General features: G+C 72.9%; 8 protein-coding genes. 6 read left to right on the plus strand and 2 right to left on the minus strand.

Annotation, left to right across the window (positions count from 1 at the left end):
- Window positions 1-58: 58 nt before the first annotated feature.
- Together ACIQWA_RS08570 and ACIQWA_RS08575 are read right to left on the minus strand one after the other, a co-directional pair.
- Complete coding sequence (locus ACIQWA_RS08570; RefSeq protein WP_402479937.1) at window positions 59-1,114, minus strand: acetylxylan esterase; 1,056 nt, start codon at window positions 1,112-1,114, stop codon at window positions 59-61.
- Window positions 1,115-1,236: 122 nt separating this feature from the next.
- A complete protein-coding gene (locus ACIQWA_RS08575; RefSeq protein WP_402479939.1) occupies window positions 1,237-4,095 on the minus strand; it encodes a glycoside hydrolase family 3 C-terminal domain-containing protein in 2,859 nt (952 codons plus the stop codon).
- A gap of 249 nt (window positions 4,096-4,344) precedes the next feature.
- Between ACIQWA_RS08575 and ACIQWA_RS08580 the strand changes: the two genes are divergently transcribed.
- The 6 genes from ACIQWA_RS08580 to ACIQWA_RS08605 all read left to right on the plus strand — a co-directional run bounded on the left by ACIQWA_RS08580 (window position 4,345) and on the right by ACIQWA_RS08605 (window position 13,324).
- On the plus strand, window positions 4,345-6,015 hold the full coding sequence (locus tag ACIQWA_RS08580; protein WP_402479942.1) for an ABC transporter substrate-binding protein: 1,671 nt from the start codon (window positions 4,345-4,347) through the stop codon (window positions 6,013-6,015).
- Entirely contained in the window at window positions 6,012-7,031 is a 1,020-nt protein-coding gene (locus ACIQWA_RS08585) for an ABC transporter permease (protein WP_402479944.1), read from the plus strand. Before ACIQWA_RS08580 ends, ACIQWA_RS08585 begins: the two co-directional genes overlap by 4 nt.
- The gene (locus tag ACIQWA_RS08590; RefSeq protein ID WP_402479946.1) at window positions 7,028-7,993 is read left to right on the plus strand and encodes a carbohydrate ABC transporter permease; all 966 of its coding nucleotides are present in this window, start codon (window positions 7,028-7,030) and stop codon (window positions 7,991-7,993) included. The genes ACIQWA_RS08585 and ACIQWA_RS08590 overlap by 4 nt, the downstream gene beginning before the upstream one ends.
- A 112-nt stretch (window positions 7,994-8,105) precedes the next feature.
- Window positions 8,106-9,134, plus strand: a complete 1,029-nt coding sequence (locus ACIQWA_RS08595) for a LacI family DNA-binding transcriptional regulator (protein WP_402479949.1) — start codon at window positions 8,106-8,108, stop codon at window positions 9,132-9,134.
- Between the two features lie 27 nt (window positions 9,135-9,161).
- Window positions 9,162-11,147: a beta-galactosidase gene (locus ACIQWA_RS08600; RefSeq protein WP_402479951.1), complete on the plus strand. Its 1,986-nt coding sequence runs from the start codon at window positions 9,162-9,164 to the stop codon at window positions 11,145-11,147.
- A 35-nt stretch (window positions 11,148-11,182) separates the two neighbouring features.
- Window positions 11,183-13,324: an alpha-galactosidase gene (locus ACIQWA_RS08605; RefSeq protein ID WP_402479953.1), complete on the plus strand. Its 2,142-nt coding sequence runs from the start codon at window positions 11,183-11,185 to the stop codon at window positions 13,322-13,324.
- Window positions 13,325-13,397 lie beyond the last annotated feature (73 nt).

The following is a 13,397-nucleotide window of genomic DNA, read 5'->3' on the forward strand; positions in this document are numbered from 1 at the left end:
CGGTCGGGTTCGGTCGGGTTCGGTCGGCCGGCGATCGGGCGGCGATCGGGCGCCGGCGTCACGGCCGCGGTGCCAGCCCGCGTTCGCGCAGCCAGGCCAGCTGGACGGGCGGGTTGGAGCCGCAGCCGCCCGCGTGGTCGGCGAAGGGCCACGCCGTCATGGTGCGGTCCTCCCCCGCGTAGTGGTTGAAGGCGGCGTAGACCGTCCGGGGCGGGCAGACCGGATCCATCAGACCGACGCTGAACAGGGCCGGCACGGTGGCCCGCTGCGCGAAGTGGACACCGTCGAAGTAGGCGAGGGTGTCGAAGGTCGGCCGCACCCGCCCCGGGCTGTGCCAGCGCAGGTACTTGACGAGCTCCTGGTAGGGCCCGTCCAGGGCGGTTCGGGCGCCCTCGCGGTAGTGGCACAGGAACGGGATGTCGGGCATCACCGCGGCCACCCCGCCCCCGGTGAGTCCGGCGACGGCGAGGGCCAGGCCGCCGCCCTGGCTGCCGCCGGCCAGGACGATCCGCTCGGCGTCGAGGCCGGGCAGCTGCGCGACGGCGTCCACGGCGCGCACGCAGTCGGTCATCAGTCGCCGGAAGTAGTGGTGCTCCGGGGACTCGATGCCGCGGGTCATGAAGCCCTCGACCCACTGGGTGCCGTCGCCCGTGCCCCGGTCCGGGGTGTCGTGGCCCTGGCCGCGGTTGTCCACGACGAGCTGGGCGTAGCCGACGGCGGACCAGAACAGGTGCTCGGTGGGCAGTCCGCGGCCGCCGGTGTAGCCGATGTAGGTGACGACGACCGGCAGCGGGCCCGCCGCGCCGCGCGGGCGCAGCAGCCAGGCGGCCACCGGCTCGCCGTTCCAGCCGGGGAAGCGCACGTCGTCGACCTCGACGGTGCGCAGGCCGTACGTCTCGGTGACGCGTTCGGCCTTGACAGTGCCGCCGTGCGCGCGGGCCTCGGCGAGGGTGCGCCGCCAGAACTCGTCGAAGTCCTGTGGGGTGGTCGACTCGGGCCGGTAGGCGGCGAGTTCGTCGGTTCCGAAGCCGGTTCCGAAGTCGGGTGGCGGCACGGGGGCTTCCTCCGGGTGCTGCGAGTTCGAGGTGACGGAGTAGGGCGTGAGAGGTGACATGCGGCCGCCTCCGGGCGGTGGTGGACGGGCACGGCTCGGACGATCGGGGTCCCCTGCCCGGGCCGGGCAGGGGACGGCGGTCCGCCCCCCGAGCGGACCGCCGGTCTGTGGGTCGGCCGGTCTCAGCCCGCCGCGGCGAAGCGGAAGGCGGTGAGCCGGAAGTCGCCGTGCAGGGTCAGGCGCAGGTCGTGGACACCGGCCGGCGGGGCGGTGAGGCGGGCGGTGGTGCTCGTCCAGGCGTAGCGGCCGCCGGTCACGGGCACCTCGATCTCGGCCAGCACCCGGCCGTCCACCCGGACGTCGAGCCGCGCCCCGCCGGCGCCCTCGCGGGCCGTCTCGACCTCGATCAGGGCGGCGCCGGCGAGGTCGACCTCGCGGAAGTGCAGCGTCGCGGGGCGTGCGGGGTCGGCGGGCGTGACGGCGTCTCCGTCGGAGCGGGTGGCGTCGACGATGGCGGCGTTCTCGTAGTCGTCGAAGTCGACGGCCAGGACCCGGTGTCCGGTGCCCGCCCTGGGGCCGGGGCGCTTCCCGGTCACGGTCAGCGGGGCGGTGAGCACCGGGTGGTCGGCGCTGCGGGCGACGATCACCTCGTAGCCGCCGGGGTCGACGGTGAAGCCACCGGTGGCGACGGACCAGTGGGCGAGTTGCTCGGCCGAGAGCCGGAAGGCCAGGTCTCGGCTCTCCCCCGGTTCCAGCGTGACCTTGCGGAAGTCCGCCAGGCGCAGGCGGGGCGCCTCGTACCGGGCGTCCAGGGCGCGGACGTAGACCTGGACCACCTCGCTGCCCGGCCGCGCGCCGGTGTTCTCCAGGGTCACGGCGAGCCCGACCGATCCGTCCGGGCCGATCGAGGGCTGCGACAGCCGCAGGTCGCGGTGGGCGAAGTCGGTGTAGGAGAGCCCGTGGCCGAAGGGGTAGAGCGGCGTGGAGCGGTGGTACTGGTAGGTCCAGCCGGCCTTGATGACGTCGTAGTCGAGCGGGTCGGGCAGCGGGTCGTCACCCCGGTACCAGGTCTGCGCCAGCCGCCCGGCGGGCTCGGCCGCGCCGAGCAGTACGGCGGCCAGCGCGTGTCCTGTCTCCTGCCCGCCGTGGGAGGTCCACACCACGGCGGGCAGGTGCTCGTCGGCCCAGTCGAGGGCGTAGGGGTAGCTGCTCATCACGACCAGGGCGGTGTCCGGGCGGACGGCCGCGACGGCACGCAGCAGCTTCTCCTGCCCCTCGGGCAGGGCGATGTCCGCGCGGTCCTCGGTCTCGCGGCCGTTGATCAGCGGGTGGTTGCCGAGGACGACGACGGCGAGGTCGGCCGCCGCGGCGGCCGCGCGGGCCTCGGCGGCGCCGTCGCGCACCACCTCGCGCTGCCAGTGCTCGGCCTCCTGCGCGGTCCCGGCGGTGACGCTGACCCGCCCGTCGGTCGGGTCCACGGTGGCGTAGCGCCCGGTGAAGACGCTGCGCAGCAGCACGGTGTCCGGGCTGTCCGGGCCGGCCGGTTCGATCCGGAAGGTCTCCTTGACGAACCAGCTCTTGATGATCTCCTGGCCGGGGGCCAGGGTGTCGTCGTCCTGGAGGCACAGGTAGCGGCCGGTCTCGGCGTCGCGCAGGGTGGAGGCGCCGCCGCCCCAGTCGGTGACGTCGAAGGCGGACTTGCCGAGCAGGTCGCCCGTGGTCCGCGAGCGCAGGGTGATCCGGTCGGAGCCCTCGACGTGGACGACCTCGCCGCCGTGGGCGCCGAGGGCCGCGGCCAGACCGGCGGCGGCGCTGACCCGGTACGGCAGGGTGCCGCTGTACCAGTCCTCGAAGAGGGTGTCGGCGAGCGGGCCGACGACGGCGATCCGGGCCGTGCGGGCCGGGTCGATCGGCAGCAGGCCGTCGTTCTTGAGTAGGACGGCCGACTCGGTCGCGGCCCTGCGGGCCAGGGCGCGGTGCTCGGGGCGGTCGATCACCTCCGGGCCGGTGCCGGCGTACGGGTCCAGCTCGGGGTCGAACTCGCCGAGCCGGAAGCGCAGTTCGAGCTGGCGGCGGACGGCCCGGTCCACGTCGGCCTGGTCGATCAGGCCGCGTTGCAGCGCCTCGCGCAGCCGGCCGACCACGACCTCCGAGTCCTCGCCGTGGTCGGTGAAGCTGTCGATGCCGGCCTTGAGCGCGGCCGCGTGGGACTCGGCGTGGTCGTCGAAGTAGTGCTCCGGGTCGACCAGGTTGGAGGGGGCCTCGGCGTCGCTGACCACGAAGATCTCGTGGCCGGTCGGGCGGGCCCAGCGGCGCAGTTCCACTTCGAGCAGCGGACTCACGTGGCAGGGGCGGCCGTTGACCAGGTTGTAGGCGGCCATCGCGCCCGTCGCGGCGCCGGAGGCGATGACGGGGCGGAAGGCGGCCAGGTCGTACTCCTGGAGCACGCGCGGGCGCAGTGCGGAGGAGGTGGTGCAGCGGTCGTCCTCGTTGTTGTAGGCGAGGAAGTGCTTGAGCACCGGGGCGGCGCGCAGGTAGGTGGGGTGGTCGCCGGAGAGGCCACGGCAGTACGCCTCGCCGACGCGTGCGGTGTGCACCGGGTCCTCGGAGTACCCCTCCTCGTTGCGCCCCCACCGGGGGTCGCGCAGCAGGTTGAGCACGGGGGCCCAGGCCTGGAGGGAGTTGGGCCCGCGCTCGGGGGAGCCGATCGCCGGCGGGCGGTGGTGGTGGAAGGCCCGCAGCTCGGTCGAGACCGCCTCGCCGACCTCGCGCACCAGGTCCTCGTCCCAGCTGGCGCCGAGGCCGACGGCCTGGGGGAAGACGGTCGCCTCGCCGAGCCAGGAGACGCCGTGGAGGCCCTCGCTGCCGGTACGGAAGGCGGCGACCCCGAGACGCGGGACGGCCGGTGCGTACTGGTGCAGCATCGCGAGCCGCTCGGCCGGCGTGAGCCGGTTCAGCAGGTCGTCGACGCGCTCCCGCAGGGGAAGCGCGGGATTGCGGAAACCGGGCACACCGGCGGCGGAATCGGGCACGGAACTCACGTGGAACACCCCTCGGGCGGGTTCGGCTCGGAGATCGTTGATCGAAGCGCTTCGACGCTGACACGCTCCATTCACCGCGTCAAGTCCCCTGCACACAAAGGATTTTGCCTTTGTTCAGACTCTTGCCCAACCCGTAACGCGTCGTTAGTGTCACCGAAACATCCAAGCGCTTCGACGCCCAGACGCGTCGACGCTTCGGTGTCCAGCCGCGCTTCGACGGAGAGGGGCCACGCCACCATGAGATCCGGGATGAACCGCAGGAGCTTCCTGACCAGCGCCGCCACGGTCGCGGGGGCCGCCGCGATGGTGCCCCTGCTGTCCGCCTGCGGAGGCGGCTCGACCAAGAAGGCCGGGGCGAACACCAAGGAGGGCCTCAAGGCCGCCCTGCCGGCCTTCGTGCCGAACGCGGGCGCGGTCAAGCCGGACATCGCCCCCGTGCAGGGCTCTGGCGACGCCGCGACCGACCCGGGCTACCTCTCCTATCCGGCCTCGCCGCCCACCAGCGTCTCCGGTGTCCCGGGCAAGGGCGGCAGCTACACCGCGGTCACCCCGCTGTGGGGCACGGCCCCACCGGTCGGCAACTCCTTCTACCAGGCGATGAACAAGGCGCTCGGGGTCGACCTCACCGTCAAGCCGACTGACGGGATCAACTACAACACGATCATCCCGACGATGACCGCCGCCAAGAAGCTGCCGGACTGGATCAACCTGCCGGCCTGGATGAACAACGCCTTCAACACCGGCGGGCTGGCCGGCTCCCAGCTCGCGGACCTGACCCCGTACCTGTCCGGTGACAACATCAAGAAGTACCCCAACCTCGCCGCGCTGCCCACCGGCGCCTGGCAGCACGGCATCTGGGGCGACAAGCTCTACGGCATCCCCTGCTTCTCCACCAGCTTCGGCATCCCCGGCGCCACCTTCTACCGCCGGGACGTCCTGGAGGCCCGGGGCATCACCGCCGACCAGATCAAGTCCGCCGACGACCTGATGAAACTCGGCAAGGAACTGACCGACGCCAAACGGGGCGTGTGGGCCTTCGACGACGTGTGGACCTACCTCCAGTTCTCCTGGGGCGTCCCCATGAACTGGCGGATCGACAACGGCAAGCTGGTCCACCCCACCGAGACCCAGGAGTTCCTGGAGGCCCTCGACTGGCACTACCGCCTGGCCACCTCGGGCTCCATGCACCCGGACGCGCTCGCCGGCGACGTCTCGAACTCGGCCACCCGCTTCTACAGCGGCAAGACACTCATCGGGGGCGGCGGACTCGGTTCCTGGAACCTGGGCGACCACCAGTCCGGCACCGCCGCCGACCCGAACTACCGGCGCGGCGCGTTCAACGCCATCACCGCCAGTGGCAAGGGCACTCCGGTGATCTACATGGGCGCCGCCGCCAGCATGATCAGCTACCTCAACGTCAACCTGAAGCCGGAGCAGATCCAGGAACTGCTCGCCGTCGCGAACTACCTCGCGGCCCCCTACGGCACGGCCGAGTACACCATGGTGAACTTCGGCGTCGAGGGCGTCCACCACACCCGGGTGAACGGCATGCCGACCTTCACGGAGGAGGGCAAGAAGGACGTCCAGGTGACGACCTACAACTTCCTCGCCGCCTCCGGCTCCGTGATCAGCAACCCGGGCGGCGAGCAGATCACCAAGGACTACGCGAGCTGGTCGGCCGCCAACGTCACGTACCTCACCAAGCCGCCCTTCTGGGGCATGAACCTCAGCATGCCCCAGTCGATCGCCCAGGCAGCGGCCGCGCAGAACGTCAACGACGCCATCGCGGACTGCTACCACGGCAAGAAGAAGGTCTCCGAGGTGCAGGACGTCATCGCCGGCTGGCGCAACGGCCCCGGGGAGCGACTCAAGGCCTGGATGACCGACAACGTCCTCGACAAGTTCGGCACCGGCCAGTGAGCACCGCGGCACACGAGCGCCCGGCCGCCCGCGCCGGCGATGGCGACGAGGCCGACGAGGCGGGCGGGGCAGGGGGGTCGGCCCCCGCCCGCCCGGCCGGCCAGGCACGGCTCGGCTGGCGGACGAGGCTGCGGCGCGACAAGGCCCTCCTGCTGATGACGGTGCCCGCCGTCCTCCTGCTGCTGGTGTTCAACTACGTCCCGCTGTTCGGCATCGTCACCGCCTTCCAGGAGTACGACCCCCTGGTCGGGGTCCGGCACAGCGAGTGGGTCGGCTTCGACCAGTTCCAGCAGCTGTTCCACGACTCGGCGTTCTGGGCCGCGATGGAGAACACGCTGTACCTGAGCTTCGTGCAGCTGGTCCTCTTCTTCCCCGTCCCGATCGCCCTGGCCCTCCTGCTCAACTCGGTCATGAGCGAACGGCTGCGCAACTTCTTCCAGTCCGTGGTCTACCTGCCGCACTTCTTCTCCTGGGTGCTGGCGATCACGATCTTCCAGCAGATGCTCGGCGGCGCCGGCATCCTCAACCAGTTCCTGCGCCAGCACGACATCGGCACCTGGGACATCATGACCAACCCGCACACCTTCGCGCTGCTGGTCACCTCCCAGGCGATCTGGAAGGAGGCGGGCTGGGGGATCATCGTCTTCCTCGCCGCGCTGAGCGCGATCAACAGCGAACTGTACGAGGCCGCGGCGGCGGACGGCGCCGGCCGGTTCCGGCGGATGTGGCACATCACGCTGCCGGGACTGCGCGGGGTGATCGTCCTCATGCTGGTCCTGCGCCTGGGCAACGCGCTGTCCGTCGGCTTCGAGCAGTTCCTCGTCCAGCGCAACGCCGTCGGCCACGAGGCCGCGGACGTCCTGGACACCTTCTCCTTCTACTACGGCATCGCCACCGGCGGCTACAGCTACGGCGCGGCGGCCGGGCTCTTCAAGAGTGTGGTCTCGCTCCTGCTCATCTGGGGTGCCAACAAACTGGCGCACGCCTTCGGCGAGGACGGGCTGTACCGGAAATGACGAACGCACTCACCATGGGTTCCCGCCGCGAGAAGCGCCGCACGGCGGCCGCCGCCAAGCGCCGCTCCGCCCGCCCGCCCTGGGAGGAACCACCGACGGCCGTCGGCCAGGCCGCCAAGGGGCTCACGCTCGGCGGAACGCTCGCCGTCATCCTGGTCCCGCTCTGGATCATCCTCCTGACGAGCTTCTCCACCCCCGGTGCCATCAACCGGGCCGGCGGCCTGGTGATCTGGCCGGACGGCCTGACCACCGAGACGTACCGCCAGATGCTCGGCGACCCGACGATCGTCACCGCGCTGGGGGTGAGCCTGGGCATCACCGTGGTCGGCACCGCGGTGTCCATGGCCGTCTCGGTCCTGTGCGCCTACGGCCTCTCCCGGCCCCGGTCGTTCGGGCAGCGCTTCGTCCTGCTGCTGCTGATCGTCACCATGTTCGTCGGCGGCGGCCTGATCCCGAGCTTCCTGGTCGTCACCGGCCTCGGCGGCTACGGCCAGTGGTGGGCGCTGGTCCTGCCGAGCGCGGTCTCCGTGTTCAACATCCTGGTGCTGCGCGCCTTCTACCAGGACACCTCCTCCGAGCTGATCGACGCGGCCCGGGTGGACGGCGCCGGGCACTGGCGGATCCTGTGGTCCGTCGTCCTGCCCACCTCGCGCGCCGTCACCGCCGTCACCGCGCTGTTCTACGCCGTCGGGTACTGGAACTCGTTCTTCAACGTCATGCTCTACATGCCGACGGACAGTCAGAAATGGCCCCTGCAGTACGTCCTGCTCACCTACGTCAACCGCGCCAACGGCCTGCCGGGTTCCGTCAACTCCGGCTTCGGGCAGACCCACGCGCAGACCGCACCGCTCTCCCTGCAGATGGCGGTCGTGGTCCTGACCCTGGTACCACTGGTGATCGTGTACCCGTTCGTGCAGAAGCACCTGCGTACCGGTGTCCTCACCGGCGCGATCAAGGGCTGAGCCGTCCGCCCCGGGCCCCGCGGGCCCCAAGGACCGGGAGCGGTCCCCGCGGACCTCCCCGTCGCACGACCGGGACCGCTCCCACCGGAACCGACCCGAAGGAAGCACAACGATGGTGACACTCGCCGATGTGGCCAGGCACGCCGGCGTCTCGTCCAGCACGGTCAGCTACGCCCTCAGCGGCAAGCGCCCGATCTCCGACGAGACCAGGACCCGCATCGAGAGGGCCATCACCGACCTCGGCTACCACCCGCACGCGGGTGCCCGGGCCCTGGCCGGCAAGCGTTCGCACATCATCGCCCTGGTGGTGCCGCTGCACCCCGAGGTGCACGTGCCCACCATGATGGAGATCGCCATCGCCGTCACCGTCGCGGCCCGCGAACACGGCTACGACGTCCTGCTGCTCACCAACGACGAAGGGCCCGACGGCGTCCGCCGGGTCGCCGCCACCGGGCTCGCCGACGGCGTCATCCTGATGGACGTCCGGCTCGACGACGACCGCATCCCCGTCCTGCGCGCCGAGGACATCCCCGCCGCCCTCATCGGACTGCCCGACGACCCCGCCGGACTCTCCTGCGTCGACCACGACTTCGCCACCGCCGGCACCCTGTGCGCCGACCACCTGGCCGACCTCGGCCACCGCGACATCGCCTTCATCGGCTACAGCAACCGCGTCTACCGGCGCCACGCCGGCTACGCCGAGCGCACCCTCAACGGCTTCCGCGCCCGCGCCGAACGGCGCGGCCTGCGCTTCCTGCACCGCCCCTGCGAGGGCACCTACGAGAGCACCGCCGGCACCCTGGCCCGCATCCTCGCGGACCGCCCCGACACCACCGGCTTCGTGGTGCAGAACGAGGCCGCGATCGGCCCGCTGCTCAGCCTGCTGCGCGCCAGCGGGCGGACCGTACCGGAGGACGCCTCCGTCATCGCCATCTGCCCCGACCCGCTGGCCGAGCAGCACTCCCCCCGGCTCACCTCCGTCACCAGCCCCAAGAAGGACCTCGGCCAGGTCGCCGTCGAGCAGGTCATGGCGAGGATCACCGCGACCGCCGCAGGCGAACAGCCGCCGGACCAACTCCTGCTGATGCCTCCGGAACTGGTGGTCCGCGAGAGCACCGCCCCCGCCCCGCACCGCAGTTGACCGCACTCCTGGAAGGACGGCCCCCGGATGGATCCGCAACGGCTCACCGACCGCCTCGGCGCCCTCGCCTACGGCGGGGACTACAACCCCGAGCAGTGGGACGCCCAGGTCTGGAAGGAGGACGACGAGCTGATGCGCCGGGCCCACGTCAACCTCGCCACCGTCGGGGTCTTCTCCTGGGCCCTGCTGGAACCCGAGGAGGGCCGGTACGACTTCGCGTGGCTCGACGCCCACCTCGACCGCCTCCACGCGGCCGGCGTCGCCGTCGACCTGGCCACACCCAGCGCCTCCCCGCCGCCCTGGTTCACCCTGGCCCACCCGGAAGCCCTGCCGTTGCGCCCCGACGGCACCCGGCTGACCCACGGCAGCCGGGACACCTACTGCCTCACCGCCCCGGCCTACCGCCGGGCCGCGCGCCGCATCGCCACCGCCCTCGCCGAACGCTACGGCGACCACCCGGCGCTGGCCCTGTGGCACGTCCACAACGAGTACGTGACCCTCTGCCACTGCGACCACACCGCCGCCGCCTTCCGCGTGTGGCTGCGCGAGCGCCACGGATCGCTCGACGCCCTCAACGAGGCCTGGGGAACGGACTTCTGGAGCCAGCACTACACCTCGTGGGAGCAGATCCTGCCGCCCCGCACCACCCAGTGGCACCACAACCCGGGCCAGAGCCTGGACTTCAGCCGCTTCTGGTCCGACGAGACCCTCGCCGCCTACCGCGAGCAGCGCGACGCGATCCGCGCCCACAGCGACCGCCCCGTCACCACCAACCTCATGCTGCCCGGCTACCAGAACCTCGACCTGTGGGCCTTCGGCCGCGAGGTCGACGTGGTGACCGTCAACCACTACCCCAGCGCCCCCGGCCTCGAAGCCGCCGCCCACGCCGCCTTCGACGCCGACCGGGCCCGCTCGATCGCCGGCGGCGCCCCCTGGCTGCTGATGGAACAGGGCACCAACACCGTCCACGCCGACGGGCGCGTCCTCGCCAAGGAGCCCGGGGACATCCTGCGCCACTCGCTCGCCCACATCGCCCGCGGCTCCGAGGGCGCCCTGTTCTTCCAGTGGCGCCAGTCCCGGGCCGGTGCTGAGCAGTGGCACTCGGCGATGGTCCCGCACGCCGGGCCGGACAGCCGGATCTTCCGCGAGGTCACGGACACCGGCGAGGCCCTCGCCCGGCTCGGCGAGCTCGCCGGCTCCACCGTCCGCGCCGAGGTCGCCGTCCTGCACGACTCCGACGCCTGGTGGGCCCTGGGCGTCGACGGCCTCCCCTCGCCCGAACTCGACTACTACGCCGCCCTGCGCCGCGCCCACCGCGCGCTGTGGGACGCCGGCCGGACGGTCGACCTCGCCCACCCCGAGCACGACCTGAGCCGCTACCGGCTGGTCCTCGCCCCGGCGCTGTTCCTGCTCACCGACGCCGGTGCGGAGAACCTGCGCCGCTACGTCGCCGACGGCGGCACCCTGCTCGTCCAGCACTTCAGCGGCGTGGTCGACGAACACCTCCACTCCCGGCTCGGCGGGTACCCGGCCGCACCACTGCGCGAGGCGCTCGGCATCCGGGCCGAGGAGTACCGCCCGCTGCGGCAGGACGAGGAGATCACCCTCTCCGACGGCTCCACGGCCACCTCCTGGACGGAGTCCCTGCGCACCGAGGGCGCTGAGGCGCTCGCCGCCTACACCCACGGCCCGCTCGCCGGAAGCCCGGCGCTCACCCGCCACGCCTTCGGCTCCGGCCACGGCTGGTACCTGTCCACCCGCCTCGACGACGCCGGCTACGCCGCCCTGGTCGAGCGGCTCCTCGCGGCGGCCGGGGCCGCCCCCGAACTGCCGGGACTGCCCCGGGGCGTGGAGGCCGTCACCCGGCACGCCCCGGACGGCCGCGCCTGGCACCTGCTGCTCAACCACCGCCCCGAGGCCGTACCGCTACCGCGGCCCGGCCACGACCTGCTCACCGGCACCACGCTCGGCGAACTGCCGCCCGGCGGCTGCGCGGTCCTGCGCGCACGCTGACCCCGCCGCGTCTCCCTTCCCAGGAGGGCAGCACCATGACCGACCCGCACGAGACGATCCGCTGGGGCCACGACGCCCTGGAGCTGGAGATCGCCCTGGACGAGCAGGGCGCCGCCCGCCTGGTGCGCCTCGGCGCGCCCGGCGAGAAGTCCACCGCCGCGCGCCCCTGCGCACCGCTGCCGCTGGTGGAGGTGACGACCGCCGGCCTCGGCCGTTCCTGGTCGGGCCGCCACCTCGTCAACACCGTCCTCGGCTCACGGCTGCGCCACCGCTCCCACCACGCGGGCCGGGACGGCAACCGGCACGTGCTCACCGTCGAACTCCACGAGCCGGAGACCGGCCTGACCGCCGTGGTGGTCCACCGGTCCCCGGACGGCCTGCCGGTACTGCGCAGCGAGGTGCTGCTGCGCAACGACGGGCCGCGCACGCTGCACCTGGAGTCCGTCTCCTCCCTCGTGGCGGGCTGCCTCACCGAGGGCGGCGCCGAGGCCCTGGACGCCGCCGACCTGCTGTGGGCGGAGAACGAGTGGTTCGCCGAGTGCCGCTGGCAGCGCCGGCCGCTGCGGGCCTCCTCGCCCGAGCGCAGCGGCCGCTTCCACACCACCGCCGGGCGCAGCACCCAGGTCCTGGCCGGGCAGGGCGTGTGGTCCAGCTGCGGGCACCTGCCGATGGGCGGCCTGACGGACCGCCGCTCCGGCCGGACCTGGCTGTGGCAGATCGAGCACAACGGCGGGGGCTGGCGCTGGGAGTGCGGGGTTCGGGACGACACCGCGTACGCGGCGCTGTACGGGCCCGAGGCCGCCGACCACGGCTGGCGGCACCCGCTGGAGCCCGGCGCCGAGTTCCGCACCGTGCCCGTGGCGCTCGCGCTGGCCGCGGAGGGCGGCCCGGACGCCGCCTTCGCCGCCCTCACTCGCTACCGGCGCGCCACCCGCCGCCCGCACCCCGACCACGAGCAGCTGCCGATCATATTCAATGACTACATGAACTGCCTGATGGGCGACCCGACCACGGCCAAGCTGCTGCCGCTGGTCGACGCCGCCGCCGAGGCCGGCGCGGAGTACTTCGTCATCGACGCCGGCTGGTACGACGACGGGGGCAACTGGTGGAGCTCCGTCGGGGCCTGGGAGCCCTCCGCCTCCCGCTTCCCCGGGCCGGAGGGCATCCACGAGGTCCTCAACCGCATCCGGGAGCGCGGCATGGTCCCCGGCCTGTGGCTGGAGCCGGAGGCGGTCGGGGTGGACAGCCCGGTGGCCGCGTCCCTTCCGGAGGAGGCGTTCTTCCGCCGCGACGGCCTGCGGGTGGAGGAGGGCGGCGGCCGCTACCACCTGGACCTGCGCCACCCGGCCGCCCGCGCCCACCTGGACCGGGTGGTGGACCGCCTGGTCGGCGAGTGGGGCGTCGGCTACCTCAAACTCGACCACAACACCGACCCGGGCCCCGGCACCAGCGCCCACCCGGGAGAGGTTCCGGCGGCCGGCCTGCTCGGCCACAACCGGGCCCACCTCGACTGGCTCGACGGGCTCCTGGACCGCCACCCGGAGCTGGTGATCGAGAACTGCGCCTCCGGTGGCATGCGGATGGACCACGCCCTGCTCTCCCGGCTGCAGTTGCACTCCACCAGCGACCAGCAGGACCTGCTGCGCTACGTGCCCATCGCGGCGTCGGCCCCCACCGCCGTCACCCCGGAGCAGGGCGCCGTCTGGGCCTACCCGCTGCCCGAGGACACCCCCGACGAGGTGGCCCTCACGATGGCCAACGCGCTGCTGGGCCGCATCCACCTCTCCGGGCGGCTCACCGAACTCCCCCCGCGCTCCCGGGAGCTGGTCCACGAGGCGGTGGCCGTCCACAAGGCGATCCGCGCCGACCTGCCGCAGGCGGTGCCCGCCTGGCCGCTGGGGCTCCCGGGCTGGGAGGACCCGTGGATCGCCCTGGCGCTGCACACCCCGGCCACCACGTACGTCACCGCCTGGAGGCGCGGCGGGGAGGAGGCCGTCAGGGACCTCGCCCTGCCCCACCTGCGCGGCGCCGAGGTCCGCACCGAGGTGCTCTACCCGTCCAACAGCAAGGCGTCGACCGTCTGGCGCCCCGAGGCCGCCGCGCTGACCGTGACCCTGCCGGCGGCCCCGTCGGCCGTCCTGCTGCGCCTCACCACATCTCTGAACGAGTGGAGTTGACGATGCGTCAGTCGATCGCGCGCGGTCCGCCGCGCCGACCCGCGATCCGACGGAGCAGTACCGCGTCCGGGCC

Origin of the sequence: Kitasatospora sp. NPDC098652, from assembly GCF_044760155.1 — a bacterium.
Classification (GTDB): Bacteria; Actinomycetota; Actinomycetes; order Streptomycetales; family Streptomycetaceae; genus Kitasatospora.

Coding starts and splice junctions, on each gene's coding strand:
- ACIQWA_RS08570 (WP_402479937.1), bottom strand. CDS start 1,114: ATGTCACCTCTCACGCCCTACTCCGTCACCTCGAACTCGCAGCACCCG.
- ACIQWA_RS08580 (WP_402479942.1), top strand. CDS start 4,345: ATGAACCGCAGGAGCTTCCTGACCAGCGCCGCCACGGTCGCGGGGGCC.
- ACIQWA_RS08590 (WP_402479946.1), top strand. CDS start 7,028: ATGACGAACGCACTCACCATGGGTTCCCGCCGCGAGAAGCGCCGCACG.
- ACIQWA_RS08595 (WP_402479949.1), top strand. CDS start 8,106: ATGGTGACACTCGCCGATGTGGCCAGGCACGCCGGCGTCTCGTCCAGC.
- ACIQWA_RS08600 (WP_402479951.1), top strand. CDS start 9,162: ATGGATCCGCAACGGCTCACCGACCGCCTCGGCGCCCTCGCCTACGGC.
- ACIQWA_RS08605 (WP_402479953.1), top strand. CDS start 11,183: ATGACCGACCCGCACGAGACGATCCGCTGGGGCCACGACGCCCTGGAG.